Source organism: Phenylobacterium sp. T106, from assembly GCF_057219735.1.
This window is the reverse complement of record NZ_JBXVWA010000001.1, coordinates 811,906-837,689: the sequence shown is the minus strand read 5'-3', so window position 1 is coordinate 837,689 and position 25,784 is coordinate 811,906. Positions and strand designations below refer to the sequence as shown.

Genomic DNA, 25,784 nt, shown 5'->3' with positions numbered 1-25,784 from the left:
GGCGCATGGACGACCTCGCCCACCGCCGCATCGCCGTCGTGCGCGAGCACATGGCCAAGGAGATCACCCACGACTGGGACGCGGTCATCGCGACCTTCGCCCATCCCCGGTACGAGCTGCACGGCTCGGGCGTGGTCTTCGACGGCGAGACCGCCGTGCGCCGCTACTTCGCCGCCAGCCGCACGCCCTTTCCCGACCAGGGCAACGAGATCATCGCCATCGCCCACGACGGGGACACGGTCCTGGTGGAGTTCTGGCTGACCGGCACGCACCTGGGTCCGCTGCGGCTGGGCGACCGCACCGTCGAGCCCACGGGCCGCGGTTTCCGGGTCCGCATGGCGGCAGGCTTCGAGTTCGCGCCCGGCTCGGACCTCATCGTCTGCGAACGGCCCTACTTCGACACCGGCGCCGTCGCGCGCGCCCTTGGCCTCGCCTAGCGCGCATCCGAACCTGCGCCGCCGGCCGTAACCGGGCCGGCTGCGGCATTGCGGGAGGACGACATCATGGCCGGCGACGCGATGGCGTTCATGTCGGAAGGAACGACGCTTCGGGGGACGTTCTACGCCGCCGAGGCGCCGGGGCCGCGGCCCGTGGTCGTGATGGCCCACGGCTTCTCGGCCGTCGCGGCGCAGCTCGAGCCGCAGGCGACGGCGCTGGCGAGCGCGGGCTTCCACGTCTTCGCCTTCGACCACGCCGGCTTCGGGCTTTCCGACGGCGCGCCCCGCCAGGAGGTCGATCCCCCGCGGCAGCTCCGCGGCTATCGCGACGCCGTGAGCTTCGTGCGCACGTTGCGCCAGGTGGACGGCTCGCGGATCGCCCTGTGGGGATCCAGTTTCTCCGGCGGCCACGTGCTTCAGGCCGGCGCCCTGGACCCTCGCGTGAGCTGCGTGGTCTCGCAGGCGCCCTTCATTTCAGGCTCGGCGCTGCTGGCGCTGCGTCCCGACCACGAGGCGTTCGTCGCGGCCCTGTACGCCGAGCGCGAATCCCGGTCGGCCGGGAACCCCGCGTCCATGATCCCGGTCACCGCGCCCGGCGACGGCCCCGCCGCGCTGCCCGGCGACGACGGCCACGCCTATTTCACCCGCACCGGCGGACCGACCTGGGTGAACGAGGTGACCCTGTCGTCCTTCGAGGCGGTGCGGGGCCACGAGCCCGGCTGGTGGATCGGCCAGATCGCGCCGCGGCCGCTGCTGATGATCGTCGCGACCGACGACGTGGTGACGCCCACCGCGCAAGCCGAGGCCGCCTTCGCCCGGGCCGGCGAGCCCAAGCGCCTGGTCTGCGTCCCGGGTGGGCACTTCGACGTGTACGAGGGCGCCGGCCTGGAGCTTGCGCTGGGCGAGACCATAGCCTTCCTCCGCGAACACCTCGGCTAGCCGCTAGAGGCTGGTCACGCCCTCCAGGTGCAGCGCGGCGGCGCTGGAGCCCACGGCGATGCGGTAGTCGCCGCCACGGACCCGGAAGCCGCGGGTCTCGGTGTCCCAGTCGGCCAGCAGGCGCCGATCGGCCTGCACCGTCACCCGCCGCGTCTCGCCGGGGCTCCAGCGCCACGCGCGCCCAACCGACGAGACGCTGCTGCCGGCGGCCGGGCGCTTCGAGGAGGTAGACCTGCGCCGTCTCGACGCCCGCGCGGTGGCCGGTGTTGGTGACCTCGAAACTCGCCGCAGGCCCGTCGAGGGCCAGGCCAGCGTAGCGGAACGTCGTGTACGAGAGCCCGTGGCCGAACGGGAACAGCGGGGTCGCGCCCGTCCTGGCGAACCAGCGGTAGCCCACGTCCGAACCCTCCGTGTAGACGATATCGAACGGCGGGGTGTCGCCCCGGTCGTTGACGATGGGCAGGTCGCCGCCGGGGAGCCTGGGGTGCGGCAGCTGCGCTTCCGACGCCGGGAAGGTGATCGGCAGGCGGCCGGAGGGGTTCACGTCGCCGAACAGCACGCCGGCGATGGCCTTGCCGCCCTCCGAGCCCGGGTACCAGGCCTGCACCACGGCGCCCGCCGCATCCAGCCAGGGCATCAGCACCGGATTGCCCGTCTGCAGGACGACGACCGTCCGGCGGGCGGCGGCGGCGACCGCTGCGATCAGGTCGTCCTGGCCGTCCGGGAGCCGAAGCGTGGTGTCCAGGGCCTCGGTGGCCCACTCCACGGCGAAGACGATCGCCACGTCGCTCTCCGCCGCGAGACGCGCCGCGCGCGCCGCGTCGCCGCCGTCGTCGAACGCCACATGCACGTTCGCGGCGCGGGCGCGGATCGCCTCGAGGGGCGGGTCGGGCTGGTAGATGACCCCGGCGCTCCAGCGCGGCGCGTCGGGCGGCGGGTCGAAGCGGACGGAGCCCTTCGGAATGACCTGGCTGGAGCCGCCGCCGGAGAGCACGCCGATGTCGGCGTGTCCCCCGATCACGGCGATGGATCGCACCCCTTCGAGCGGCAAGAGCCCATCGTTCTTGAGCAGCACGATCCCTGCCTCAGCGGCCCTGCGCGCCACGTCCGCGCCGCGGACGAGGTCCGGCGTCCCCGGCGCGACCGGATGGTCCAGCACGCCGCAGGCGGCGAGCGAGCGCAGGTACCGGTGCGCCATCTCGCGGATCCGCGCCTCGGAGACGTCGCCCGCCTCCACCGCGGCGGCGAGGGGGCCGACAAAGAAGGGCTCGCGGTCGAACTCGCGTCCGGACTGCTGGTCCAGTCCCGCGTTCGCGGCCGGCGCGGCGGAATGCACCGCGCCCCAGTCCGACATCACCCACCCCTTGTAGCCCCATTCGCCGCGCAGCACGTCGTTGAGCAGCCATGGGTTCTCGGAGGCATAGACCCCGTCGACGCGGTTGTAGGCGGACATCACCGAGCCCGGCTCGCCCGCCTCGATGGCGATCTGGAACGCGAGCAGGTCGGACTCCCGGAACGCCGCCTCGTCCATCGAGGCGGACAGCACCATGCGGCCCGTCTCCTGGCTGTTCAGGGCGAAGTGCTTGATGGTCGAGACGATGTTCTGCGCCTGGATTCCCCGGATCGAGGCGCCGCACAGGATGCCCGCCAGCAGGGGATCCTCGCCGAGGTATTCGAAGTTCCGGCCGTTGCGCGCCTCGCGCGCCAGGTTGACGCCGCCCGCGAGCAGGCAGTTGAACCCCTTCGCGCGGGCCTCTGCGCCGATCATCGCGCCGGCCTCGTTCGCGAGCTCCGGGCTCCAGGCCGCCGCGAGCGCCAGGCCGCAGGGCAGGGCGGTGGCGAGGTCCTCCCGTCGCCCGGCTGCCGCCACCCCCAGGCTCGCGTCGGTCTCGAACAGGTCCGGGACGCCCAGCCGCGGCAGGCCTGGGACCCAGCCGGCGCACTTCGGCACGCCGTCGGGCCGCGGCTTCAGCACCAGCGGCATGCGGCTGGACAGCAGTCCGATCTGCTCCTCCAGGCTCATCTGGTCCAGCAGCGCGGCGGCGCGCGTGTCGGGGTCTGAACTCAAGGCGGCGTTCCCTCGTTTCGGTTACTCTGGCGCAGGCCAAGCTCGAGGCCTAGCGTGACCCTGTCAGCACGGAGCCTGCACATGAAGCTCTCCGACGAGGATCGTGACCGCCTCGCCCTGCACACCGCCTTCGCCGTCCACCAGATCGCCCGCTACGTCGCCGGCCGCGAGGACGTCCCGCAGGAGATCCGCGAGCGCCTTCGTGGCCACATCAGCGCCATCGAGGGCGTGATGGTCACCAGCGGCCACGACTGGATCCGCGGCGAGATGGAGGCCACCGAAGCGGCCCTGCAGCAGGCGTAGCCTTCCCTTTCCCGGGCAAGCCGCGCGCGCCCGTTTGCCGCCGCCCAGCCGGGGCTCGCCCTTCCCAAGGTCGCTTCTCGACGAATGGTCGACCCTTCCCGTGCACGGGAAGGGAAGGAAGCCCTTGCCTGCCGCCACGGAGGGGCCGCACGGTGCGTTCGAAGAACCAGTAGGGAAGGCGCGCCATGTCGATCGACTTCGAAATCCCCGCCGAGGCCAAGGCGATCCGCGAGAAGGTCCGTCAGTGGGTGCACGACGAGTGCATCCCGGCGCAGGAGCGGGTGAAGGACAAGGCGAGTTTCGAGACGGTCCTGCAGGAGCTGCGGACCAAGGCCCGCGCCCAGGGTCTCTGGATGCCCTTCGTGCCCAAGGAATACGGCGGCATGGGGCTGGGCCCGCTGGCGAACGCGCTGGTGCAGATGGAGCTGGGCGAGAGCTACCTCGGCGCTCTGTCGATGAACTCGCAGGGCCCGGACGACGCCACGATCCTGACGCTCATCGCGCACGGGACCGAGTACCAGAAGGAGAAGTTCCTCAAGCCGCTGCTGAACGGCGAGAAGCGCGTCTGCTACTCGATGACCGAGAAGGCCGCCGGCGCCGACGCCACCGGCATGCGCACCACCGCCGTGCCGGACGGCAACGAGAACTACGTCCTGAACGGCGAGAAGTGGTTCTCCTCGGCCGCCAGCGCCGCAGACCTGGCCCTGGTCATGGCGCGGACCGACACCGAAGGCCCCCGCCACCAGCAGTTCTCGACCTTCATCGTCGAGCTGCCGAACCCCGGCTACCGCATCAAGCGCGATATCCCGACCATGGCCATGGAAGGCCCGCTCAGCCACATCATGGGCGGCGGCCACTCCGAGATCGAGATCAAGGACCTGGTGGTCCCGGCCGAGAACATCGTGGGCGGCGTGGGCAACGGGTTCAACATGGGCCAGCACCGCCTGGCCTACGGCCGGCTGCGGCACGGCATGCACAACGTCGCCATGGCCCAGCGGGCGCTGGACCTGGCCGCCGCGCACATCACCAGCCGCGAGACCTTCGGCGGGCCGCTGCACAAGCGCCAGGCGGTCCAGTTCATGATGGCCGAGTGCGCGAGCCAGCTCTACATCGCCCGCCTCATGCTCCTGCACATCGCCTACAAGGCCGAGAAGGGCATGGACATGCGCCAGGAGAACTCGATCGCGAAGGTCTACCTGGCGCACATGGTGCACCATGTGGTCGACACGGCGATCCAGCTGCACGGCGCCCTCGGCTACAGCCGCGATACGCCGCTGGCCGCCTGGTACACGCACATCCGCTCGCAGCGCCTGGTCGACGGGCCGGACGAGGTCCACCGCTGGACCGTGGGCCGCAACGTGATCAAGGCGTTCCAGAACACGGGCACCACCGCGGGCGCCTGCGGCGGCGACCTGCTCTGACGACCCGCCCTGCGTCCGCCGCGAGCCCAGTCGGGTCGCGCGGCGGACGCCGGCGCGTTTGACCGCCGGGCCGGCGCTGGGCACATTGATGCGCCGCTGGGGGGCGGCTTTGGATGCGTGATACCGAACTGGCGCCCGGTCAGGAGCAGCGGAAAGCGTTCTCGAACGACGCGATCCATCTGCTGCGCACGACGCAGACGGTCCAGTACCAGCTGTCCCAGATGGCCGATCAGAAGGCCAGCATGCTGCTCGGCATCACCTTCGTCATCTTCACCATCTCCATCGGCCAGGCCCGGGGAACCGCAACGCCGCCTGCCGTCCTGATCCTGGGCAGCACGGCCTTCATCGCCGCCTTCATCACGATCCTGGCGGTCCTGCCGGCGGTGAAGGCGCCGCCGCGGCCGAACGGGCCGGCCAACATCCTGTTCTTCGGGTCGTTCACCCAGGAGGTGGAGGACCGCTACGTCGAGATGCTGCTCGAGGTCTGCGGCGACACGCGGACCGCCTACGAGGCGATGGCGCGCGACATCTACCAGAACGGCACGGTGCTCGCCCGCAAGAAGTACCGGCTCCTGGGCTACGCCTATCGTGTGCTGCTCGTCGGTCTCGTGCTCAGCGTCCTGGCCTTCCTGGCGCCGTTCCTGTTCAGGCTCTTCGGCGCCGGGGCAGGCGCCGTTCCGGGCTGAGCCGCCGTCAGCCGCGGCATCGGCCGGCGCGATGCTCTAGGATCGCCGCATGCGCTGCGAACTGACGCCTCACCCCGACTTCCCCTGCGCCGCCGTGGAAGCGATCACGGTCGAGACGACACCCGCGGGCCGCGGCGCGCTCGCGGTCCGGTACACGGTGCGCGGCGATCTCTCGGAACTGGCGATCCCCGCGCCCGCGGCGCCGGCGCGGGTGGATGAACTCTGGCGTCACACCTGCCTCGAGGCCTTCGTCTCGCACCCCGCCGGCTACCTCGAGTGGAACCTGTCGCCGTCGGCGCGGTGGGCGGCCTACGCCTTCGACGGCTACCGCGCGGGCATGCGGCCGGCCGACGCCGGCCCGCCGCGGATCCAGGTGCTGCGCCGGCCGCGGGCGCTCGAGCTGAGCGCCGTCATCGAGCTCCCGGCCGAGGCGGAGCGGCTGGGCCTGGCGGCCGTGATCGAGGAGGCGGGCGGGCGGCTCTCCTACTGGGCCCTGCGCCATCCGTCCGGCCGCCCCGACTTCCACCACGCCGATGGATTCGCGATCGAACTTCCCGCACCGTCGGGCGCATGAGATTCGGCATCGACCGCCTGCTGGCGGACCCTGAGCTGCGCAAGCCGCTGGCCGGCCGGCGGGTGGCCCTGCTGGCCCATCCGGCCTCGGTCACAGCGGACCTGACGCACGCCCTCGATGCGCTCGCGGCGACGGGCGACGTCCGGCTCACCTCGGCCTTCGGTCCCCAGCACGGCCTGCGCGGCGACAAACAGGACAACATGGTCGAGAGCCCGGACTTCAACGATCCGGTCCATGGCATTCCGATCTTCAGCCTGTACGGGGAGGTCCGCCGGCCCACCGATGCGTCCATGGAGACGTTCGACGTCCTGCTGGTCGACCTGCAGGACCTGGGCTGCCGGATCTACACGTTCATCACGACCCTGCTCTATGTCCTGGAGGCGGCCGCCCGGCACGGGAAGGCGGTGTGGGTGCTGGACCGGCCGAACCCGGCCGGCCGTCCCGTCGAGGGGCTGACGCTCCGGCCGGGCTGGGAGAGCTTCGTCGGGGCCGGTCCCATGCCGATGCGCCACGGGCTCACCCTCGGCGAGCTGGGCCTGTGGTTCATCAAGCTCAAGGGGCTGGACGTGGAGTACCGCGTCATCGCCATGGAGGGGTACGACCCCGGGGCGGCGCCCGGCTACGGCTGGCCGCTGGGCGAGCGCACCTGGGTCAATCCGAGCCCGAACGCCCCGAACCTGTGGATGGCCCGCGCCTACGCCGGCACGGTGATGCTGGAGGGCACGACGCTTTCGGAGGGCCGCGGGACGACCCGGCCGCTCGAGGGCTTCGGCGCGCCCGACATCGACGCCCGGGCCGTGATCGCCGAGATGCGGGCCCTCGCGCCGGACTGGCTTGGCGGCTGCACGCTGCGAGACTTCTTGTTCGAGCCGACCTTCCACAAGCATGTGGGCAAGCTCTGCAGCGGCGTCATGATCCACACCGAGGACCCGCGCAGCTATGACCATGCCGCCTTCAAGCCCTGGCGCCTTCAGGCGCTGGCGTTCAAGGCGATCCGCCGCATCCGGCCCGACTACGACCTCTGGCGCGATTTCCCCTACGAGTACGAGCTGGGGAAGCTGCCCATCGATGTGATCAACGGCGGCCCGCTGCTGCGCGAGTGGGTGGACGATCCGCAGGCGGCGCCCGGCGACCTGGACGTCCTTGCGCGCCCTGACGAGGACGCCTGGCGCAACGAACGGGCCGCGTTTGCGCTTTATGGCTGACGACAACGCGGGGAGGGCGATGTGGCGGTCGGCATGTCAGTACCTGCCGCTCACCCCTGGCTCGACGGCGAGAGCGACGTCGGCAGCCTCATGCGCGAGCGCGACTGGTCCGCATCGCCGCTGGGCCCGCCGGACACCTGGCCGCAGTCGCTGCGCTCCGTCGTAGGCCTGCTCCTCGGTTCGAAGTTCCCGATGTTCGTCGCGTGGGGACCCGAGCTCGGGTTCCTCTACAACGACGCCTACGCGGAAATCCTCGGCAAGAAGCATCCGGCGGCGCTCGGGGCCCGGTTCCATGACATCTGGGCCGAGATCTGGCCCGACATCTGGCCGTTGATCGAGGCGGCCATGGACGGCCGCGCCAGCTTCCGCGCCGACCTGCCGCTGCTGATGAACCGCCAGGGGTACGACGAACAGACGTGGTTCACCTTCAGCTACTCCCCGGTCCGCGACGAGCGCGGCGAGACGGCCGGCATGTTCTGCGCCTGCATGGAGACGACCGAGCGGGTGCGGGGCGAGCGGCGCCAGGCCTTCCTGTTCGAGCTCGACGAAGCGCTGGACGAGCTGGAGTCCGCCGAAGACATCCTGGCCGCCAGCGCGGGCGCGCTCTGCAACCATCTCGACGCGGACCGGGTGCACTGGGCCGAGGTGGAGGCCGAGGCCGACGCCTTCGAGGTGCGGCACGAGTATGCCCGCCCGGGCGTGGCCGGGCTGGCCGGGCGGCATCGCCTCAGCGACTTCGGACCGTCCCTGATCGCCGAGATGCAGCTCGGCCGGACCGTGGCGGTCGAGGACGCGGCGCCCAGCGCGCAGGCGCGCGACGGCGCGGAGCCGGCCTTCGGGAGGACGCTGATGCGCGGCGTTCTCGCGATCCCGCTCTTCCGCGGCGGCGCTTGGCGCATGGCGCTGTGCGTCCACACCCTGGCGGCGCGTCGCTGGCGGCCGGACGAGATGGAGCTGATCCGAGAGGTGGCCGAGCGGGCGTGGACCCGCGCCCAGCGCGAGGAGGCCGAGGAGCACGTCCGCACGAGCGAGGCGCGGCTGCGCGCCCTGGTCACCTCGACCTCGGACATGGTCTTCCGGATGAGCCCGGACTGGCGCGAACTGCTGCAGCTCGATGGGCGCGGCTTCCTGGTGGACACCGACAGCCCAAGCGTCGACTGGCCCGGAACCTACCTGTTCCCCGAAGACCGCGCGCTCGTGAACGCCGCGGTCAGCGCGGCCGTCGCGGCGAGGTCGGTGTTCCAGCTCGAGCACCGCGTGCGACGGGTCGATGGCAGCGCCGGCTGGGTCCATTCGCGCGCCGTCCCGATCCTGGACGCACAGGGCGCCATCACCGAGTGGTTCGGGGCCGCCACGGACGTGACGGCGCGCAAGGCGGCCGAGCAGCACCTGCGGCTGATGGTCAACGAGCTGAATCACCGGGTGAAGAACTCGCTCGCCACCGTCCAGGCCATGACCGCCCAGACGCTCCGCCGCGGCGATATCCCGGACGACGTGCGCGAGACGCTGACGTCGCGCCTCATGGCCCTGGCCAGCGCGCACGACGTGCTGACGGACGAGCGCTGGTCAGGCGCCGACCTGCGCGACCTGGTCCTTCAGGCGGCCGCGCCTTACGTGAGCCTTTCCGGCTCCAGCCCCTTCAGCGTGGCCGGCCCGCCGGTCTTCCTTCCGCCCAAGACGGCCATCGCCATGGCGCTGGCCTTCCACGAACTGACCACGAACGCCGCCAAGTACGGCGCGCTCTCCGCGCCCGGGGGCAAGGTGGCGGTCGAGTGGACGGTCGACGGCGCCGGCGACACGCGGCGGCTGGCGCTGACCTGGCGCGAATCGGGCGGCCCGCCGGTCAGGCCTCCGACACGCCGCGGCTTCGGGACCCGGCTCATCGAGCGGGGCCTTTCAGCCGAGCTGCAGGGACGGGTGACGCTGGACTACGCCGCGCAGGGTCTCGTCTGCACGCTGGATGCAAGCCTGCCCGCCGTAGTGACGGGGGCGTGGACCGCCTAGGGCGTCGCGACGCTGATCGTCGGCTGGAAAAGCTCCACGACATTGCCCGAGGGATCGTCCAGCAGGATCTCGTTGCCGCCCGCCCCGACGACGATGTCGTTGCGGAAGCGCACGCCGTCCTTCCGCAGCCGCGCGACCTCGGCCTCGAGGTCCGGGATGTAGAGCACCAGCCGGTTCCAGCCGCCCGGGGCAGGCTTGTCCCCGTTCGGCATCGGTTGCGAAGCGCCGCCCGGCCCGGTCGCGGGGCTGATCAGCAGCTGCACGCCGCCCTTCGACAGCGCCGCGAAGTAGGGGCCGGCCTGCATGTCGAGCCGGAAGCCGAGCTTGTCCCTATAGAAGGCGACCGTGCGGGCGACGTCGACGACGATGTAGCGAACCCTGACCTGCTGGAGGTTCGCCGTGGGGGACGTCTGCGCCTGCGCGCAGGGCGCGGCGAGCAAGAGGGCCGCTGCGAGTGCGATCGGCTTGATCATCGCCAGTCCCCCCTTCAGCGCGTCGGTTGCCACTCGGCGGCGGGCTGGAACAGCTCCACCACGTTGCCCGACGGGTCCTCGACGAGGACCTGCGATCCTCCGGGCCCCGAGAGGACTTCGTTGCGGAACGTCACGCCGGCCGCGCGCAGCCGCTCGGCGTCGGCGGCGATGTCGTCGGTGATGTACTGGAAGCGGTTCCAGCCCCCCGGCTCGGGGACCCGGCCGTCCGGCATCGGGCGGCCCGCGGAACTCGCTTTGCCGCTCAGCAGCAGCCGCAGGGCGCCGCGTGAGACCGACCCGAACGCCGGCGTCGCCATCGTCACGGAGAAGCCGAAGTGCTTCGCGTACCACTCGGCGGCCGCCTGCACGTCATCCACCATGTAGCGGACATTCACGATGTCGAAGGGCTCGGCCATCTCGGGTCTCCGGTTGAAGGCTAGGCGGCGGCGGGCTCGGCGAACGCGGCCAGGAGGAAGGTGATGCGGTTGGAGAGTTCGTCCGCGACGTGGCGGAAGAGAGGGTAGGTGGCCGCGTCGGCCCCGCCCGTGGCGGGGTTCGGCAGGCTCCAGTGCTGGGTCTCCGGCCGCCCCGGGAGCTGGGCGCAGGCCTCCCGGACCCGGTCGCAGAGGCTGATCACGGAGTCGAAGCGCCGTCCGGCCACGTCGGCGATCGGCTTCGAAGCCTGGCCGCTGATGTCGATCCCGAAGTCCTCGCGCATGACCCTGACGGCGTTGGGATGCAGCGGTCGCGGCTGGCTGCCCGCGCTCTCGGCCTCGATGCGCCCGTCCGAGCGGACGCGAAGCAACGCTTCCGCCATCTGGGATCGGGCGCTGTTGCCGGTGCACAGGAACAGCACGCGCCCCGAGCGCGCGTAACCGTCGGCCGGAGCCCGAGGCGCAAGGCGCAGCCCGGGATGCAGCGCCGCGCCGGCGGTGGAGAGCTGTCCGCCCACGCGGTCGAGGTGCAGGCGATAGTACATGTCGCGACCGTCCGCGGCGCTGCGCCGCGCCGACACCAGCTCGCCCGCGCGCAGCTTGCCCAGGTGGTACGACACCAGGTTCTGCGGCTCGCCGACCCGCTCCGTCAGCTCCTGAACGGTGCGATCTCCTCGACCGAGTTCCTCGAGCAGCCGCCAGCGCAGGGGGTGGGCCGCCAACTGGAGGAACGGAGGCGGTGACATCTCGAGGGACTGACGCGGAGCCATGCGTCATTTAGATCAAGCCAGATTGATAAATCAATCCTGATTGATGCGAATTGGCGACGTGCAACGGATCGTGATGCGATCGATCCGGCGCTTGCGGAGTTGTGTCCCTGACCGGCCCGACAGGCGTGGAGGAGACGGCATGTCCAAGCGCGCGGCGCATTCCAGAGGAGTCCGGGCAGCCCGCCGCCCGGCGTTGCCGACTTGAGTCTCGGGCCCCGAACCGTCGTCCAGTACAGGAGCCATCGAGTGGCCAGCGTGATCCGTGTCCACATCCAGGGACAGGCGGAGGCGGAGACCTCGCCTTCGCTCGACTTCAACCTCGCCGACTTCGCCGGTCAGCTCCCACAGGTGGGGGACGTGGTGGTTCCACCCCAGGGCGTGGGCCCCGGAGACCACCTGTGGGAGGTGGTCTACCGGATGTTCGATCCGGGTCTCGCCTTCGACGCCGGCAGCTGCCTGCGCCTGGTCGTGCGGCCCCGTCCGCCGTCGGCGGACGAGCGGGCGTTTCTCGGCTAGAGGCGGTCAGACGGTGTCCACGATCTGGGATCGCTGCTCCGGCGCCGGGAGTTCCAGTTGCTCCAGGGCGTGGAGCAGATCCGTGAAGACCGGCAGGCTCGCCTTCAGCTTCGCCAGATTCCGGCGCGAGATCGCTTCGAGCACCTTGGCGCCCGCGGGGGTCAGGTGAAGCACGACGCGCCGCCGGTCCCGGATGGAGTGGCCGCGGGTGACCAGGCCCCGCGCCGAGAGTCGGTCGACCAGCCCCACGGCGCTGTGGTTGCGGATGAGCAGAGCCCGCGCGAGCTCGCCGACGCTGACGGGCTCGGGGCCCTCATGCGCCTTGATCGCCAGCAGCGCCTGGTGCTGCTGGGGCGTCAGGCCCTGCGCCGCCGCCTCGGCGCTGCTGAACGCCAGGAACCGCCGGAGGGCGTGGCGGAACGCCCCGAGGGCCGCGTAGTCGGCCTGCACGAGCTTGCGGCGTCGGATCGGCGTCTGTTCCAAGCGCAGCCTCTTGAGCCGGGCGCGGTCGGCTCGTCGGGGAAGGACGTAGGCTGGAGCATCAGCGATTTGCCCATCCCTGGCCAGGGGCGAGCGCGCGCGCCCGGGGCGCACGTCGCAGCGCCTCCCGCGGCTGTGATTTGCGCCGCAAAGACGTATCGCGATACGATACATGTGGGTCGTCGGCCGCAGAGCCGCGGCTCCCCGGTGGAGAGCGGCGGACGGGGTGTTCAGGCCTTGGCCCGCCGCTCGACCGCCCGCCAGGAGCGGGCTTTGCAGAGAATGAGGGACCACGTGGCCGCCCACAGCATGGCGTTCGACCCGACGTATCCGGAGCTCCCGCGCGCCTGGGCGCCCGGCGGCTTCTACTTTGAGCGTCGGGTCCGCGTGCGCAGCGATGACGGACCGTGGCGGGTCGAGGCCGAGGACCTCGAGCCCGCCTGCTTCCCCAGCGGCGGGTCCGCCGAACGGCACGCGCGCCGTCTTGCCCGCGCCTACGCCGCGGTCGGGTTCGACGTCACCCTCGAGGTGCTCGGCGAGTCCGGCGAGTTGCGGGCGCGGGTGCGACAGTCGGGCCTGAACCCATAGGAGACGACATGAACGACGACCTCTCAGGACCGGTGCTGCTCGTGTGCGCCGACGAGGCGCGCGCGGTGCGCTGGATGGATCGCCTGCACCGGGCCGGCCGCGTGGTGGTGGGCCCCGCGCCCACGGCGTCCCTGGCGCTCACCCTGGCGATGCAGGCCGCGCCGGCGGCCGCGCTTCTGGTGGGGCCCAATGCCGGCCGGCGGACGAACGAGGAGCTGGCTGGCGAACTGCAGCGGCTATGGGGCGTCCCCTGCTACACCCCGGCTCTGCAGCCCGAGGGCCAGGCCGCGGGCGAATCGGGCCTGCCGGTCGTCCGCTTCCCGGCGGAGGGACCGGACCTGGCGGCCGCCTGAGCGCGCTGTGATCGCGGCGGGATGCGCCATCAGGGGCCCCACTCGGCGAGGGACTCGCCGCTGACGGGGTCGAGGAGCGTCACCTTCTGCAGGTCGACGGCGACGAGACAGATCGGGCGGTGGTCGGCCGACTCGCTCCAGCAGCGCACCGGCTTCCCGTCCGGCCAGGCCGCGACCCGGCCCTCCAGGACGAGCTGGAAGGGCGTGGCGAGGGGCAGCGGCGCGTCGGGGCCCAGCTTCCGGGTGGTCTGGTAGGGCCGGTCGCTTCGCCGTTCGAGGCGTGAACTGCCCGTCTCGAAGACGTGCGCGAGGCCCACGGTCTGGGGCGCAGGCGGGGTCGGCGTCGCCAGGGCAGGGCGATCGCGCCGAGGCGGGCAGGAGTCCGACGCGCGCCAGGGCCTGGGGATCCAGAACCCCTCCACGGCCTCGATCCGGGAGGCGTCCGCCGCCTCGCGGACGAGCGGCAGCGTCGTCCAGTCGATCGGGCGCGCCGTGATGCGCAGGGTGCGGGTCTCGGCGTCCAGCGCGTAGCCGGCCTGGGCCGGCCCGGCCCCGCCTTGCGGCCCGTCGCAGCCGAACGGGATCGCCACCCGGAACGCGCGTCCTTCAAGCAACGCCGGCTCGGGGCGACGATCCTGTTCCGAGGCCTCGGAGCGGGCGGCGGTCTCCGCCGCGGCGATCAGGTCCGCGCGTGTGAGCAACGCCGGTTCGGCGACAGCCGTCGGTTCCGGCGCCGGCGGCGTGACCTGCGGCGGGGGCGCGGCGGGGGCGTCCGCCGGGCGGCTGGCGAACCAGGCCAGCGCCAGGACGACGGCCACCAGAGCGGCGATGACCACGGGGGCCACGAGGCTCAGCTTGCGGCCGGGCGGCCTCGCTCTATTGTCTCGCATCGCGAGATATTAGCAGAGACGGTGGGGTGGCGCAGGCCCTCAGTTCCCGGAAGTCGAGGCGATCGCCATCGTCCGGGCCACGCGGCGTCGCGTGGCGGGATGGCGTCGGATGACCACGCCGCAAGTCGTGTCGCTGGCTGTGCTCCTGGCGGTGGTCGCGGCGCTGATTTCCGGCCGTTTCCGTTCCGAGGTCGTCGCCCTGAGCGGCGCCGCCGTGCTGCTCGGGTCGGGCGCGCTGCGGCCGGTGGAGGTGCAGGCGGCCTTCGCCAGCCCGGCGATCATCGCGCTCGCGTCGCTCTTCGTGATCTGCCGCGCCATGGAGCTGTCGGGCCTGCTGGGGGTGCTGATCCGCGCCGGGGTGCGCGGGTGCAGCCGGCTCGGGGCCGCCGGCCTCTGGCTCATGATCGCCCTGTCCGGCGTGGCCTCGGCGTTCCTCAACAACACCCCGATCGTGGTCCTGGGCGCACCGGTGGTGAAGGACATCGCCGAGCAGATGGGCCTTTCGGCCAAGCGGTTCCTGATCCCGCTGTCCTACGTCACCATCCTCGGCGGCGCGTGCACCCTGATCGGCACCTCCACGAACCTGCTGGTCAACGACATGGCCCGCAGCGGCGGGCAACCGGGCTTCGGCGTATTCGAGATGACGCCGGTGGCGCTGGTCATCGCGCTGGTGGGCGCGGTCTACCTGTTCCTGTTCTCCGGACGGCTGCTTTCGGCGGGGCGGACCGGAGAGGGCGAGAGCCCGGCGCTGGGCCCCGCCGACGCCGAGCTGAACGATCCGCGCGACGATCCCCGGATGTACCCGGCCGACGCGCCCTTGCGGGTGGGACGGGCGGCGGCGTCGCTGCTGGTGTTCGTGGGCGTCGTGGCCGCGGCCGCCCTGGGCCTCGCGCCGATCGCCGCCGCGGCGTTCGCGGGGGCGGTCCTGCTCGTGGCCATGCGGGTCATCACCCCCGAGGAAGCCTACCAGGGCCTGCGCCCGGAGATCCTCCTGCTGATCGCGGGGATGGTCGTCGTGGGCCTCTCGCTCGAGGTCACCGGGCTCGCGGCCGCCGCCACCGAGACCCTGGCGTCGGGCACGCGCGCGCTGGGGCCGCTCGCCGCCCTGGCCCTGATCTACGGCGCCACGCTGTTCCTCACCGAGATCCTGTCCAACGCCGCGGTGGCGGTTCTGCTGACGCCGGTCGCGATCGCGCTGGCCGAAAGCCTGGGCGTCAGCCCGCGGCCGTTCCTGGTGGCGGTGATGATGGCCGCCAGCGCGGCCTTTGCGACCCCCTTCGGCTACCAGACGAACGTGCTCGTCTACCAGCTCGGCCGCTACGCCTACGTCGACTTCCTGAAGATCGGACTGCCCCTCAACGTGCTCACCTGGGCGGCCGGCGTGGCGGCGATCCCCTACTTCTTCCCCTTCTGAGCCGGAACGGCTGCGCCGCAGGCGGCGTTCGCGGCCCATGGAACTCGATGAGCTGCGCGGCCTGGTCCTCTTCGCCATAGGCCGCACGCCCGTCACGCTGGGCGGACTGGTGGCCGGCGCGGGCATGATCGTGGCGGGCCTGCTGCTGGCGCGGCTCGCGGGCGCCGGGATCGGCCGGCTCCGGGGCCGCGTCCGCTACGGCGCCGATGCGCTCTACATCGTCCAGAAGCTGGTCACCTACGGCCTGGCGATCTTCGCGGTCATCGCCGGACTGTCGACGGTGGGCCTCAACCTCTCCTCCCTCGCGGTGTTCGCCGGCGCCGTCGGCGTGGGCGTCGGCCTGGGGCTGCAGGGCATCGTGAAGGAGTTCGTCTCCGGCCTGGTGCTGATCTTCGACAGGGTCCTCAACGTGGGCGACTACGTCGAGCTCGCGGACGGACGGCGCGGCCTCGTCCAGACGATCGGCCCTCGCGCCGTGCACGTGCGCACCAACGACAACATCGACCTCATCATCCCGAACTCGAAGTTCATCGAGGGGCCGGTGGTGAACTGGACGCTCCACGGGCGGGGGCGGCGCATCCACATACCGTTCAGGGTCGCCTACGGCAGCGATCGCGAGAAGGTCCGCAGCGTGGTGCTCGAGGCGGCGCGCAGCGTGCCCTTCACCCTGCCGGAGACCGAAACCGAGCGCAGCCAGGTGTGGCTGGTCGGCCTGGGTGACTCCGGGCTCGAGTTCGAACTGCTCGTCTGGCCGACCCTCGACGCCGTCAAGCGGCCCGCCGCCATGCAGGCCGCCTACACCTGGGCGATCGCCGAGGCGCTGGACCGCGCGGGCGTGGAGGTCCCGTTTCCCCAGATGGACGTGCGGCTGCGGAGCTTCTTCGGCCAGGAGGGCGAGCGGGCGCTCGATGCGCTCCGGCTCGACCATCCGCAGGCGGACCAGCCCGCGGCGACGGGAAGCCCTAGCACCAACGACGCGGCGGAAGACCTCGCCCGGCCGCTTCCCGGGCCCGAGCCGGCCGACGGGGCCGTCCCCGGCCGCGACACGCGCTGATCGCGCGGGCGGCGGTCATCTACGACCGCTTTTGACGTAGCTGATCCTCAGAACAGGATCATCAACCCGGGCGGGCGTCGCACCGGGTCGACGACGAGGCCGGCTCCTGCCGCGGCCGTGTTCGCGGAACGTCTTGCGAACATCCGGTGAAGGCGGTACAGCTTGAGTCCTCGACGCGGCGACGCGTTCTCCCGACCGGTTCGGCGGGAATCTGCGATAGAGAGGGTTCGGAAATGACTCAGTCGGCGTTGAGGCTCGTGGGCAAGGAAGATTCGGAAAAGGCGCGCGCCCTCGAAGCGGCGCTCGCGCAGATCGACAGAGCCTTCGGCAAGGGCTCGGTCATGCGGCTGGGCGACAAGACGACCATGGAGGTGGAGGCCGTCTCGACGGGCTCGCTCGGCCTCGACCTCGCCCTCGGCATCGGCGGCCTGCCCAAGGGGCGGATCGTCGAGATCTACGGGCCGGAGAGCTCGGGCAAGACGACGCTTGCACTCCACGTCGTCGCCGAGGTGCAGAAGGCCGGCGGCACCGCCGCCTTCGTGGACGCCGAGCATGCGCTCGACCCGGCCTACGCCCACAAGCTGGGCGTCAACCTCGACGAGCTCCTGGTCTCGCAGCCCGACGCGGGCGAGCAGGCGCTGGAGATCACCGACACCCTGGTGCGCTCGGGGGCTATCGACGTGATCGTGGTCGACTCGGTGGCCGCGCTGACGCCGCGGGCCGAGATCGAGGGCGAGATGGGCGACCAGCTGCCCGGCCTGCAGGCCCGCCTGATGAGCCAGGCGCTGCGCAAGCTGACCGCGTCGATCTCCAAGGCCAAGACGCTCGTCATCTTCATCAACCAGATCCGCATGAAGATCGGGGTGATGTACGGGTCGCCCGAGACCACGACCGGCGGCAACGCCCTCAAGTTCTACGCCTCGGTCCGCCTCGACATCCGCCGCACCGGCTCGGTGAAGCAGCGCGACGAGATCGTCGGCAACAACGTCCGCGTGAAGGTGGTGAAGAACAAGGTGGCCCCGCCGTTCCGCGAGGTCGAGTTCGACATCATGTACGGCGAGGGCATCTCCAAGCTGGGCGAGATCATCGACCTCGGCGTGAAGGCCGGCGTGATCGAGAAGTCGGGATCCTGGTTCTCCTGGAACAGCCAGCGCATCGGCCAGGGCCGCGACAACGTGCGGGAGTTCCTGAAGCAGAACGCGGACATCGCCGAGCAGATCGAGCGGCAGGTCCGCGGCGCCAAGGAGACTGTCGAGGAGCAGCTCCTGGTCGGTCCGGCCGAGGGCGAGACCGACGACGAGGACGGCTCGCTCTAAGCGGCGCGCGTCGCGCCTCCCACCCTCGCGCGGGAGGCCGGCCGCCTGTCCGGTCTGCGCCGCAGGGCTATCGCATATGGCCGACGGCCCCCTGTGCGGACGTCGCAGGCGCTCGATTGAACTGCGGAGGCCGCAGAAACGAACGCAGAGAGCGCAGAGTCCTTGCCGTCCCCCGCGCCTCCTCCGCGCTCTGCGGTTAGAACGTTCGGCTCCGCCGACGCCCAGTCGCCCGACCTTCACCTGCCCGCGCTGGTCTGCGCCGGGGGCTGAGGCCCCGGAGTTCAAGCCGAGAGGGCTCCGCCGGGCAGGCTCAGCCGCCAAGTTCAAGCCGGCGGGCTCACGCCGCCAAGCTCAGGCCGCCGGAGCCTCTTCCCCAACGATCGACACGCGTTCGCCGTAGCGCGAGTGGGGATAGTAGTCCCAGACCGAGTGATGCTGGGTGCAGCGGTTGTCCCAGAAGGTGAGGGTGTTGGGCTCCCATCGCACGCGGCAGTGCAGCTTCGGCTCCCGCTTCAGCAGGTCGAAGCACATGTCGAGCAGGGCGCGGCTCTCCCAGCGGTGCAGGCCCTCGATGTGCGTGGTGAAGCCCGAGTTCACGAACAGCACCTTGCGCCCGGTGTCCGGGTGGCGCGTGACCACCGGGTGGCGCGTGCGGGGGTACCCGCCCTCGGGCGGCTGGGACTTGTAGTTGCCGACGTAGGGCAGCGCCCCGTCGTGCACCGCCGTCAGGCCCTCCATGTAGGCCTGCATCGACGGCGAAAGCATCTCGAAGGCCATGTACATGTTGGCGAACAGGGTGTCGCCGCCGCCGCAGGCCGGCGTCTCGGTGATGTAGAGCATCGAGCCCAGCGGCGGGATCGGATCGCAGCTGACGTCCGTGTGCCAGGCCTCACCGGCGGTGTAGGGCGAGGCCGCGGTCGTCTTGACGACCAGGATCTCGGGATCCTGGTCCGGACGGCCATGCGCCATGGGGTGCACGTGCAGCCGGCCGAAGTGGCGGCCGAACGCCTTGTGCGCCTCGCGGTCCAGCCGCTGGTCCCGGAACACGAGCACCGACCAGTCGGCCCAGGCGGCGCGGATGTCGGCCAGGAGCTGGGGCGTCATTGGCCGGGCCAGGTCGACGCCGCGGATCTCGGCTCCGATGTGCGGCGACACTGGCGTGACCTGGAACGAGCCATAGTCGGTGCGACGGAGGCCCTCGATGGGCACGTGCTTGGTCAGGACGGGGGCGTTCATGGCGGTTTCCTCGGTCGTCGGCGCGGCTGGCGCGCTCTTGGCCTCACCTTGGCGCACCCCCGTCCAGGGGTCCAGCCGGCGGGGGAGCCTATTGTACCCAGGGTCGCCTGCGGCGGGGGCCATGCGCTAGCGTGCGAGGCGGAGTTGCGGAACGATGGCCGACTACGTCCCCAGCAGCGCCCAGCCGGAGCCTCCCGCGGACCTGCGCAAGCGCGTGGAGGGCGCGATGGGGCGCGCCTGGACGCGCCAGGTCCGGCCCGACACGGGCCTTTCGGCCGCTCACCGCTTCCTCGTCACGCTGGCGGACGGACAGCATGTGTTCGTCAAGGGCGCGACCACGCCGGCCACGGCGGCGTGGCTTCGAAACGAGCGCACGGCCCTGTCGGCGGCGCCTCCCGAGCTCGCGCCGCGGGTTCTGGCCTGGCTGGACGACGATCCGGACCGCCCCGTCCTCGTGCTGGAGGCGCTCGAAGGCCGCTGGCCGGCGGGACATCAGGGCGTCGCGTGGCGGCCCGGCGATCTCCCGGCCGTGGTCGACGCCCTTCGGCGGCTGGCGCGTGCGCCGGCCGACGGGCTTGCGGCCGCGAGCGCGGCGGGCTCCACCGGATGGGCGGACATCGCGGCCGCGCCCGAAGCGATCCTTCGGCTCGGGATCTGCTCCCCGGCTTGGCTGGCGGCCTGGGGCGGCCGCCTGCTGGACGCCGAGCAGGGCCTTGTCCGGACAGGCGCGGCGTTCGTCCACGGCGACATGCGCAGCGACAACATCTGGCTCGGGGCGGACGGGGTGAAGTTCGTGGACTGGAGCCACGCCGTGCGCGGAGCCTCGGAGACCGACCTCGCCACACTTCTGCCGACAGCCCATCTCGAAGGCGGCCCCGCTCCGGCGTCCCTGATGCCCGAGGGCGGAGCCTGGGCTGCGGCCCAGGCCGCCGACATGGCCCTGCGCGCGGTGGGCGACGACGCCGCGCCCGCCTGGCTCCGCCGGGTGTTCGGCCGCCTGGCCGCGATAAATCTGGACTGGGCCGCCGCAAGCCTCGACCTGGCGCCGCGGGACGGGGCGCCTTGGGCGGCTTTGTGACGCCGCGCCCGCGTCGCCTTTTGCGATCCGCGAGGTTTCGCGTAAATCGACGCGCCCCCACCTAGGGGCGCCGCGTAACGCACCTTTCGAAACCGAGACCTAGATGCCGAGCCTGAACGAGATCCGGACGCATTTCCTGGACTTCTTCCAGAGGAACGACCACGCCGTCGTCGCCTCGGCTCCGCTCGTGCCGCAGAACGATCCGACGCTGTTGTTCGTCAACGCGGGCATGGTGCCGTTCAAGAACTACTTCACCGGCGCCGAGACGCCGCCGTGGCCCCGCGCCGCCTCGTCCCAGAAGGCCGTCCGCGCGGGCGGCAAGCACAACGACCTGGACAACGTCGGCTACACGGCGCGCCACCACACCTTCTTCGAGATGCTGGGCAACTTCTCGTTCGGCGACTACTTCAAGGAGCGGGCGATCGTCCTGGCCTGGGAGCTGCTGACCAGGGAGTTCAAGCTTCCGCCCGAGAAGCTGACGATCACCGTCTATCACACGGACGACGAGGCCTTCGATCTCTGGAAGAAGATCGCGGGCCTGCCCGATCACAAGATCATCCGCATCCCCACCAGCGACAACTTCTGGTCCATGGGCGACACCGGCCCCTGCGGGCCGTGCTCGGAGATCTTCTACGACCACGGCGAGCACATCCCCGGCGGCCCGCCCGGCAGCCCGGACGAGGACGGCGACCGGTTCGTCGAGATCTGGAACCTCGTCTTCATGCAGTTCGAGCAGTTCGCCGACGGCGCGCGCCAGCCGCTGCCGAAGCCGTCGATCGACACGGGGGCGGGCCTCGAGCGCGTGGCCGCCGTCCTGCAGGGGGTGCACGACAACTACGACGTCGACCTGTTCCGCACGATCATCGCCGCCAGCCGCGAGCTGGTGGGCGGGGCCGGCGGCGCCTCCAACGGCCCGTCGCACCGCGTGATCGCCGACCACCTGCGCTCGACCAGCTTCCTGATCGCCGACGGGGTGATGCCGTCGAACGAAGGCCGCGGCTACGTCCTGCGCCGGATCATGCGCCGGGCCATGCGCCACGCGCACCTGCTGGGCGCCGAGGAGCCTCTGATGCACCGCCTGGCGCCCACGCTGGTGAAGGAGATGGGCGACGCCTATCCCGAGCTGCGCCGCGCCGAGGACGCCATCGTCGACACCCTGCGCCAGGAGGAGGAGCGCTTCCGCGTGACGCTGGGCCGCGGCCTGGCGCTGCTGGACGAGGCCACCGCCGGGCTCGGCCAGGGCGACGTGCTGTCGGGCGAGACGGCGTTCCGCCTTTACGACACCTACGGCTTCCCGCTCGACCTCACCCAGGACGCGGTGCGGGCCAAGGGCCTCACGGTGAACCTCGAGGAATACGAGGCCGCCATGAGCCGCCAGCGCGAGATGGCGCGCGGCGCGTGGAAGGGGTCGGGCCAGGTGGCGGCGGCCGCGGAGTGGTTCGCCATCCGCGAGCGGCTGGGGCCGACGGTGTTCACCGGCTACGACGAGACCGAGGGCACGGCCGAGCTGCTGACCCTGGTGGAGGACGGCCGCGAGGTCGACGGCGCCGGGACGGGCGCGCGCGTGCAGGCGCTGTTCGACCGTACGCCCTTCTACGCCGAGAGCGGCGGTCAGGCGGGCGACAAGGGCGAGGTGCTCTGGGACGGCGGCCGCGCCCGCGTGCTCGACGTGCAGAAGCAGGCCGGCGACCTGCACGTGCACGACCTGGAGGTGACCGAGGGGGCGCTTTCGTCCGGCGCCCGTGTCCAGCTGTCGGTGGACGCCGCCAACCGCGCCTCGACCCGCGCGAACCACTCGGCGACGCACCTCCTGCATGCCGCGCTGCGGAATGTCCTGGGCCGGCACGTGACCCAGAAGGGCCAGATGGTGGACGGCGAGCGCATCCGCTTCGACTTCAGCCATGGCCAGCCGCTCACCGCCGACGAGCTCGATCGCATCGAGGCCGAGGTGAACGCCGTGGTGCGGCAGAACCTGGCCGCCGAGACCAAGAGCATGCGCCCGCAGGAGGCGATCGAGGCCGGCGCCATGGCGCTGTTCGGCGAGAAGTACGGCGACAGCGTCCGCGTGCTGACGCTCGGACAGGCTCTTGGCGGCGACGGCGCCTACTCGGTCGAGCTTTGCGGCGGCACCCATGTGGCGCGGACGGGCGACATCGCGCTCTTCAAGGTGGTCTCCGAACAGGGCGTCGCGGCCGGCGTCCGCCGGATCGAGGCGCTCACGGGCGAGTCGGCGCGGCGGTACCTGCTGGAGCAGGCCGGGGTCTCCAAGGCGCTGGCCGAGCAGTTCAAGACCCCGGTCGCCGAGGTGACGGCCCGCGTAGAGGCCCTGCAGGCTCAGGCGCGCAAGCTGGAGAAGGAGCTGGCCGAGGCCAAGCGGCAGCTGGCGATGGGCGGCGGCGGCGGTGGGGCGGCCGGCGGTCCCGAGGAGATCGCCGGCGTGAAGGTGCTCGCCCGCGTCATGGAGGGTGTCGGCGGCAAGGACCTGCGCGCCATCGCCGAGGAGTTCAAGAAGCAGCTCCCCGACGGCGTCATCGCGCTGGTCGGGACCGCGGACGGCAAGGCTGCGGCGACGGTGGCCGTCACGGGGGCGGCGCAGGCCCGCTTCAACGCCGCCGAGCTTGCCAAGACCGCCGTGCTGGCCATGGGCGGGCAGGGCGCGGGAGGCCGCCCGGACTTCGCGCAGGGCGGCGCGCCCGACGGCGGCCGGGCTGCCGAGGGCGTCGCGGCGATCAAGGCGGCGCTCGCAAACTAGGCGGGCTCCCCGTCGCCACGCAGAGACAAGGGACGGCCGGGCTTGCCCGGCCGTTTTCCGTTCGGAGCTGCACCGAAGCGTGAGTTGACAACCTTCAGCGCTGGGCGCGCCGTCAGCGGACGCCAACTTGACGGAGGTCCGTATGGAGACCCGTGAGCACTTCGGCGACCAGACGCAGGACGTCGTGACCCACGAGCGCACCTACCACGCCTTCAGCATCCTCACGCGCTGGGCGATGCTGCTGATCGGCGACGCCACCCTCTGGCTCACCCTGTGGTTCGCCGCCGGCTGGGGATTCCTGGGCAGCACGCTCGCCGCGATCGTCGCGTTCGTCGTGGGCTACATCGTGCTGGTGCGACACGAGGAGAAGCAGCCGCTCGACGTCTGGGCCGAAGGGCGCTGACGCCGGCGCGCCGCCCGCACGGAGCGGGCAGGGCGCCGGGGCTGCAGAAGCGCGCCTAGGCGGTCAGGCCGCGAGAGCCTTCTCGAGGTTCGCCGCGACCTTGTCGATGAAGCCCTCGGTGGTGAGCCAGCCCTGGGTGTCGCCCACGAGGAGCGCCAGGTCCTTGGTCATCGAGCCCGATTCCACCGTGGCGACGCAGACCTTCTCGAGGGTGTCGCAGTAGTGGGCGAGCTCGGCGTTTCCGTCGAGCTTGGCCCGGTGCTTCAGACCCTGGGTCCAGGCGAAGATCGAGGCGATCGAGTTCGTCGAGGTCGACTCGCCCTTCTGGTGCTGGCGGAAGTGGCGGGTCACGGTGCCGTGGGCCGCCTCGGCCTCCATCACCTTCCCGTCCGGCGTGATCAGCACCGAGGTCATCAGGCCCAGGGACCCGAAGCCCTGGGCGACCTGGTCGGACTGGACGTCGCCGTCGTAGTTCTTGCACGCCCAGATGAAGCCGCCGGACCACTTCAGGGCCGAGGCGACCATGTCGTCGATCAGGCGGTGCTCGTAGACGAGGCCTGCGGCCTTGAACTTGTCGGCGTACTCGGCGTCGAACAGCTCCTGGAACAGGTCCTTGAAGGTGCCGTCGTAGGCCTTGAGGATCGTGTTCTTGGACGAGAGGTACAGCGGGTACTTCCGCGCCAGCGCGTATTCGAACGAGGCGCGGGCGAAGTCCTTGATGGACTCCTCGACGTTGTACATGGCCATCGCCACGCCGGCGCCTTCGAACTGATAGACCTCGTGCTCGATCACCTTGCCGTCGGCGCCCTCGAACTTCACCGTCAGCTTGCCGGGACCGGGGACCTTGAAGTCGGTGGCGCGATACTGGTCGCCGAAGGCGTGGCGGCCGATGATGATCGGCTGCGTCCAGCCGGGGATCAGGCGCGGGACGTTCTTGCAGATGATCGGCTCGCGGAAGACGACGCCGCCCAGGATGTTGCGGATCGTGCCGTTCGGCGACTTCCACATCTTCTTGAGGTTGAATTCCTTCACCCGCGCCTCGTCGGGGGTGATGGTCGCGCACTTGATGCCGACGCCGTGCTTCTTGATCGCCTCGGCCGCCTCGACGGTGACCCTGTCCTCGGTCTGGTCGCGGTACTCGATCCCGAGGTCGTAGTACTCGACGGGCACGTCGACGAACGGGAAGACCAGCTTGTCCTTGATGAGCTTCCAGATGATGCGGGTCATCTCGTCCCCGTCGAGGTCGACGACGGGGTTGGCGACTTTGATTTTGGCCATGAGGGGCGGGCGCTCCGGGCGGAAGTTCGTTTGGGTTCGTATAGCTACCGCGGGCCCGTCCGGAAAGGCTATGGCGCGCGACTACCCGATTGCCCTTACGGCAGCGTCGGCGATCCGGGCGATGATGGCGTCGCGACCGGCTTCGTCCAGTGTCGATCCGCTCAGAAAGACGGCGATGGCGTAGGCGCGCCGGTCGGCCAGCGTGAAGATTCCCACGTCGTTGTGGGCGGCCGAGACTCCCAGGTCGGCGGCGGCCGTCCCCGGACGGTGCGCGAGGAAGGCCCCGCGAGGAAGCCCCGCCTTCAGCCGCGCGGCGCCCCGCGCGGTGCGCGACATCATCCGGAGCAGTCCGCGCGTGGATGCGCGCGAAATCAGCTCCTCCTTGTCGAGCATCTGCAGGAACTCGATCATCCCCCGTGGCGTGGCCGTGTCGCGGGGGTCGTCCATGTATGCGCGCTGCGCGGCGTGGCGCGTCGTCGGCGGCGTGGCGGCCCGGGCCGCCGCGAACGCCTCGGCGGTGCGCCACTGCGGCCGGAAGGACGGCATGCCCGCGATGTCGCAGGCGAGCTGGCGCTCGTAGCGGTCGACCCGCACGCCCGGCACCCGGCGGCCCACGAGCCAGGCCGAGACGGCGCCCGGCCCGCCGATGTGCTTCATCAGCACGTCTGCGGCGGTGTTGTCGCTCTCGACGACGGTCGCCTCCAGGAGGTCCCGGAGCGAGAAGGACCGGCGCGCGGGCCAGGCGGCGGAGATCGGCGAGTGCTGCGGCGAAAGCTGTTCCTCGGTCAGCTCGAACCGCTCGTCCATCCTGGCGCGCCCGGCGTCCACCTCGGCCAGCACGGCGGCCGCCAGCGGCAGCTTGAAGACGCTCTGCATGGGGAAGCGGCGCTCGCCGTTGAGCAGGAAGGCCTGCCCGCTCTCCAGGTTGGCGAGGCCGACGCCCAGCACGCCGGGCGCCGCGCGGGCCGCGATCGCATCCAGGGCGCGGCCGAAGCCCTCGACGTCGATCCGGGGCGTCGTCGACACCGTGGTCGGCATCCGTGGCTCGCACGACGCCAGCAGCATGGCGGGCGCGGCGGCGATCAGGGAACGACGGTGGAGGCTTGCCATGG

At 71.4% G+C, this 25,784-nt stretch carries 26 protein-coding genes and 1 pseudogene; 17 read left to right on the top strand and 10 right to left on the bottom strand.

The window, feature by feature from the left end:
- Positions 1-5: 5 nt before the first annotated feature.
- Together AC2D8W_RS04150 and AC2D8W_RS04145 are read left to right on the top strand one after the other, a co-directional pair.
- Positions 6-437 (top strand): ester cyclase, encoded by a 432-nt coding sequence (locus tag AC2D8W_RS04150; protein WP_484670448.1) that lies wholly within the window; start codon positions 6-8, stop codon positions 435-437.
- Between the two features lie 66 nt (positions 438-503).
- Positions 504-1,376 carry an alpha/beta hydrolase gene (locus tag AC2D8W_RS04145; RefSeq protein ID WP_484670447.1) on the top strand — a complete coding sequence of 291 codons (873 nt, stop codon included), beginning with the start codon at positions 504-506 and terminating at the stop codon, positions 1,374-1,376.
- Between the two features lie 3 nt (positions 1,377-1,379).
- Here AC2D8W_RS04145 and AC2D8W_RS04140 read toward each other — a convergent pair whose 3' ends face one another.
- Both AC2D8W_RS04140 and AC2D8W_RS04135 read right to left on the bottom strand, forming a co-directional pair.
- Positions 1,380-1,514, bottom strand: a complete 135-nt coding sequence (locus tag AC2D8W_RS04140; protein ID WP_484670548.1) for a hypothetical protein — start codon at positions 1,512-1,514, stop codon at positions 1,380-1,382.
- Positions 1,515-1,764: 250 nt separating this feature from the next.
- A pseudogene (locus AC2D8W_RS04135) lies at positions 1,765-3,360 on the bottom strand (glycoside hydrolase family 3 protein); the annotation flags it as partial.
- A 165-nt stretch (positions 3,361-3,525) separates the two neighbouring features.
- Between AC2D8W_RS04135 and AC2D8W_RS04130 the strand changes: the two are divergent.
- From AC2D8W_RS04130 to AC2D8W_RS04105, 6 genes are all read left to right on the top strand, one after another.
- On the top strand, positions 3,526-3,747 hold the full coding sequence (locus tag AC2D8W_RS04130) for a hypothetical protein (RefSeq protein WP_484670446.1): 222 nt from the start codon (positions 3,526-3,528) through the stop codon (positions 3,745-3,747).
- Positions 3,748-3,932: 185 nt separating this feature from the next.
- On the top strand, positions 3,933-5,168 hold the full coding sequence (locus AC2D8W_RS04125; protein WP_484670445.1) for an acyl-CoA dehydrogenase family protein: 1,236 nt from the start codon (positions 3,933-3,935) through the stop codon (positions 5,166-5,168).
- Between the two features lie 113 nt (positions 5,169-5,281).
- A complete protein-coding gene (locus AC2D8W_RS04120; protein ID WP_293481431.1) occupies positions 5,282-5,854 on the top strand; it encodes a Pycsar system effector family protein in 573 nt (190 codons plus the stop codon).
- Between the two features lie 49 nt (positions 5,855-5,903).
- On the top strand, positions 5,904-6,428 hold the full coding sequence (locus AC2D8W_RS04115; protein WP_484670444.1) for a DOMON-like domain-containing protein: 525 nt from the start codon (positions 5,904-5,906) through the stop codon (positions 6,426-6,428).
- Complete coding sequence (locus tag AC2D8W_RS04110) at positions 6,425-7,633, top strand: exo-beta-N-acetylmuramidase NamZ family protein (protein ID WP_484670443.1); 1,209 nt, start codon at positions 6,425-6,427, stop codon at positions 7,631-7,633. The genes AC2D8W_RS04115 and AC2D8W_RS04110 overlap by 4 nt, the downstream gene beginning before the upstream one ends.
- A gap of 33 nt (positions 7,634-7,666) precedes the next feature.
- Entirely contained in the window at positions 7,667-9,637 is a 1,971-nt protein-coding gene (locus AC2D8W_RS04105; protein ID WP_484670442.1) for a PAS domain-containing sensor histidine kinase, read from the top strand.
- On the opposite strand, the gene AC2D8W_RS04100 is transcribed toward AC2D8W_RS04105, so the two are convergent.
- Genes AC2D8W_RS04100 through AC2D8W_RS04090 form a run of 3 tightly spaced genes read right to left on the bottom strand, consistent with a single transcriptional unit; the run spans position 9,634 to position 11,314 of the window.
- Positions 9,634-10,110 (bottom strand): VOC family protein, encoded by a 477-nt coding sequence (locus tag AC2D8W_RS04100; RefSeq protein ID WP_484670441.1) that lies wholly within the window; start codon positions 10,108-10,110, stop codon positions 9,634-9,636. The two genes, AC2D8W_RS04105 and AC2D8W_RS04100, sit on opposite strands and share 4 nt — an antisense overlap.
- A gap of 14 nt (positions 10,111-10,124) precedes the next feature.
- Complete coding sequence (locus AC2D8W_RS04095) at positions 10,125-10,526, bottom strand: VOC family protein (protein ID WP_484670440.1); 402 nt, start codon at positions 10,524-10,526, stop codon at positions 10,125-10,127.
- Positions 10,527-10,546: 20 nt separating this feature from the next.
- Positions 10,547-11,314, bottom strand: a complete 768-nt coding sequence (locus AC2D8W_RS04090) for an arsenate reductase/protein-tyrosine-phosphatase family protein (protein WP_484670439.1) — start codon at positions 11,312-11,314, stop codon at positions 10,547-10,549.
- 246 nt (positions 11,315-11,560) lie between these two features.
- Here AC2D8W_RS04090 and AC2D8W_RS04085 point away from each other — a divergent pair, with 246 nt between their 5' ends.
- Entirely contained in the window at positions 11,561-11,830 is a 270-nt protein-coding gene (locus AC2D8W_RS04085; RefSeq protein WP_484670438.1) for a hypothetical protein, read from the top strand.
- A 6-nt stretch (positions 11,831-11,836) separates the two neighbouring features.
- On the opposite strand, the gene AC2D8W_RS04080 is transcribed toward AC2D8W_RS04085, so the two are convergent.
- Positions 11,837-12,313 carry a MarR family winged helix-turn-helix transcriptional regulator gene (locus tag AC2D8W_RS04080; protein WP_484670437.1) on the bottom strand — a complete coding sequence of 159 codons (477 nt, stop codon included), beginning with the start codon at positions 12,311-12,313 and terminating at the stop codon, positions 11,837-11,839.
- A 291-nt stretch (positions 12,314-12,604) separates the two neighbouring features.
- Here AC2D8W_RS04080 and AC2D8W_RS04075 point away from each other — a divergent pair, with 291 nt between their 5' ends.
- A complete protein-coding gene (locus AC2D8W_RS04075; protein WP_484670436.1) occupies positions 12,605-12,898 on the top strand; it encodes a hypothetical protein in 294 nt (97 codons plus the stop codon).
- A gap of 8 nt (positions 12,899-12,906) precedes the next feature.
- Positions 12,907-13,251 (top strand): hypothetical protein, encoded by a 345-nt coding sequence (locus AC2D8W_RS04070; RefSeq protein ID WP_484670435.1) that lies wholly within the window; start codon positions 12,907-12,909, stop codon positions 13,249-13,251.
- Positions 13,252-13,280: 29 nt separating this feature from the next.
- Here AC2D8W_RS04070 and AC2D8W_RS04065 read toward each other — a convergent pair whose 3' ends face one another.
- Entirely contained in the window at positions 13,281-14,141 is an 861-nt protein-coding gene (locus AC2D8W_RS04065) for a hypothetical protein (protein WP_484670434.1), read from the bottom strand.
- Positions 14,142-14,250: 109 nt separating this feature from the next.
- Between AC2D8W_RS04065 and AC2D8W_RS04060 the strand changes: the two genes are divergently transcribed.
- From AC2D8W_RS04060 to recA, 3 genes are all read left to right on the top strand, one after another.
- Entirely contained in the window at positions 14,251-15,555 is a 1,305-nt protein-coding gene (locus tag AC2D8W_RS04060; protein ID WP_484670433.1) for an SLC13 family permease, read from the top strand.
- A 37-nt stretch (positions 15,556-15,592) separates the two neighbouring features.
- Positions 15,593-16,609, top strand: a complete 1,017-nt coding sequence (locus tag AC2D8W_RS04055) for a mechanosensitive ion channel family protein (protein WP_484670432.1) — start codon at positions 15,593-15,595, stop codon at positions 16,607-16,609.
- 233 nt (positions 16,610-16,842) lie between these two features.
- Positions 16,843-17,925 carry a recombinase RecA gene (gene recA, locus AC2D8W_RS04050; RefSeq protein WP_484670431.1) on the top strand — a complete coding sequence of 361 codons (1,083 nt, stop codon included), beginning with the start codon at positions 16,843-16,845 and terminating at the stop codon, positions 17,923-17,925.
- 351 nt (positions 17,926-18,276) lie between these two features.
- Here the strand turns inward: recA and AC2D8W_RS04045 are convergent, their stop codons facing one another.
- Positions 18,277-19,161 (bottom strand): TauD/TfdA dioxygenase family protein, encoded by an 885-nt coding sequence (locus tag AC2D8W_RS04045; RefSeq protein ID WP_484670430.1) that lies wholly within the window; start codon positions 19,159-19,161, stop codon positions 18,277-18,279.
- 154 nt (positions 19,162-19,315) lie between these two features.
- Here AC2D8W_RS04045 and AC2D8W_RS04040 point away from each other — a divergent pair, with 154 nt between their 5' ends.
- From AC2D8W_RS04040 to AC2D8W_RS04030, 3 genes are all read left to right on the top strand, one after another.
- Positions 19,316-20,239, top strand: a complete 924-nt coding sequence (locus AC2D8W_RS04040; RefSeq protein ID WP_484670429.1) for an aminoglycoside phosphotransferase family protein — start codon at positions 19,316-19,318, stop codon at positions 20,237-20,239.
- A gap of 103 nt (positions 20,240-20,342) precedes the next feature.
- Positions 20,343-22,991, top strand: coding sequence for an alanine--tRNA ligase (gene alaS / locus AC2D8W_RS04035; protein WP_484670428.1), 2,649 nt, complete (start codon positions 20,343-20,345; stop codon positions 22,989-22,991).
- A gap of 142 nt (positions 22,992-23,133) precedes the next feature.
- Positions 23,134-23,394, top strand: a complete 261-nt coding sequence (locus AC2D8W_RS04030; RefSeq protein ID WP_293480709.1) for a hypothetical protein — start codon at positions 23,134-23,136, stop codon at positions 23,392-23,394.
- Positions 23,395-23,457: 63 nt separating this feature from the next.
- Here the strand turns inward: AC2D8W_RS04030 and AC2D8W_RS04025 are convergent, their stop codons facing one another.
- Both AC2D8W_RS04025 and bla read right to left on the bottom strand, forming a co-directional pair.
- On the bottom strand, positions 23,458-24,672 hold the full coding sequence (locus tag AC2D8W_RS04025; protein ID WP_484670427.1) for an NADP-dependent isocitrate dehydrogenase: 1,215 nt from the start codon (positions 24,670-24,672) through the stop codon (positions 23,458-23,460).
- A gap of 81 nt (positions 24,673-24,753) precedes the next feature.
- Positions 24,754-25,782, bottom strand: coding sequence for a class A beta-lactamase (gene bla, locus AC2D8W_RS04020; RefSeq protein ID WP_484670426.1), 1,029 nt, complete (start codon positions 25,780-25,782; stop codon positions 24,754-24,756).
- Positions 25,783-25,784: the final 2 nt, after the last annotated feature.

What these genes read in the sequence shown, in the direction of transcription:
- AC2D8W_RS04060 (WP_484670433.1), top strand. Translation starts at nt 14,251, where the DNA reads ATGACCACGCCGCAAGTCGTGTCGCTGGCTGTGCTCCTGGCGGTGGTC.
- AC2D8W_RS04030 (WP_293480709.1), top strand. Translation starts at nt 23,134, where the DNA reads ATGGAGACCCGTGAGCACTTCGGCGACCAGACGCAGGACGTCGTGACC.
- AC2D8W_RS04040 (WP_484670429.1), top strand. Translation starts at nt 19,316, where the DNA reads ATGGCCGACTACGTCCCCAGCAGCGCCCAGCCGGAGCCTCCCGCGGAC.
- AC2D8W_RS04125 (WP_484670445.1), top strand. Translation starts at nt 3,933, where the DNA reads ATGTCGATCGACTTCGAAATCCCCGCCGAGGCCAAGGCGATCCGCGAG.
- AC2D8W_RS04105 (WP_484670442.1), top strand. Translation starts at nt 7,667, where the DNA reads ATGTCAGTACCTGCCGCTCACCCCTGGCTCGACGGCGAGAGCGACGTC.
- bla (WP_484670426.1), bottom strand. Translation starts at nt 25,782, where the DNA reads ATGGCAAGCCTCCACCGTCGTTCCCTGATCGCCGCCGCGCCCGCCATG.
- AC2D8W_RS04150 (WP_484670448.1), top strand. Translation starts at nt 6, where the DNA reads ATGGACGACCTCGCCCACCGCCGCATCGCCGTCGTGCGCGAGCACATG.
- AC2D8W_RS04090 (WP_484670439.1), bottom strand. Translation starts at nt 11,314, where the DNA reads ATGGCTCCGCGTCAGTCCCTCGAGATGTCACCGCCTCCGTTCCTCCAG.
- AC2D8W_RS04055 (WP_484670432.1), top strand. Translation starts at nt 15,593, where the DNA reads ATGGAACTCGATGAGCTGCGCGGCCTGGTCCTCTTCGCCATAGGCCGC.
- AC2D8W_RS04070 (WP_484670435.1), top strand. Translation starts at nt 12,907, where the DNA reads ATGAACGACGACCTCTCAGGACCGGTGCTGCTCGTGTGCGCCGACGAG.
- recA (WP_484670431.1), top strand. Translation starts at nt 16,843, where the DNA reads ATGACTCAGTCGGCGTTGAGGCTCGTGGGCAAGGAAGATTCGGAAAAG.
- AC2D8W_RS04145 (WP_484670447.1), top strand. Translation starts at nt 504, where the DNA reads ATGGCCGGCGACGCGATGGCGTTCATGTCGGAAGGAACGACGCTTCGG.
- AC2D8W_RS04045 (WP_484670430.1), bottom strand. Translation starts at nt 19,161, where the DNA reads ATGAACGCCCCCGTCCTGACCAAGCACGTGCCCATCGAGGGCCTCCGT.
- AC2D8W_RS04065 (WP_484670434.1), bottom strand. Translation starts at nt 14,141, where the DNA reads ATGCGAGACAATAGAGCGAGGCCGCCCGGCCGCAAGCTGAGCCTCGTG.
- AC2D8W_RS04025 (WP_484670427.1), bottom strand. Translation starts at nt 24,672, where the DNA reads ATGGCCAAAATCAAAGTCGCCAACCCCGTCGTCGACCTCGACGGGGAC.
- AC2D8W_RS04100 (WP_484670441.1), bottom strand. Translation starts at nt 10,110, where the DNA reads ATGATCAAGCCGATCGCACTCGCAGCGGCCCTCTTGCTCGCCGCGCCC.
- AC2D8W_RS04115 (WP_484670444.1), top strand. Translation starts at nt 5,904, where the DNA reads ATGCGCTGCGAACTGACGCCTCACCCCGACTTCCCCTGCGCCGCCGTG.
- AC2D8W_RS04110 (WP_484670443.1), top strand. Translation starts at nt 6,425, where the DNA reads ATGAGATTCGGCATCGACCGCCTGCTGGCGGACCCTGAGCTGCGCAAG.
- AC2D8W_RS04120 (WP_293481431.1), top strand. Translation starts at nt 5,282, where the DNA reads ATGCGTGATACCGAACTGGCGCCCGGTCAGGAGCAGCGGAAAGCGTTC.
- AC2D8W_RS04095 (WP_484670440.1), bottom strand. Translation starts at nt 10,526, where the DNA reads ATGGCCGAGCCCTTCGACATCGTGAATGTCCGCTACATGGTGGATGAC.
- AC2D8W_RS04130 (WP_484670446.1), top strand. Translation starts at nt 3,526, where the DNA reads ATGAAGCTCTCCGACGAGGATCGTGACCGCCTCGCCCTGCACACCGCC.
- alaS (WP_484670428.1), top strand. Translation starts at nt 20,343, where the DNA reads ATGCCGAGCCTGAACGAGATCCGGACGCATTTCCTGGACTTCTTCCAG.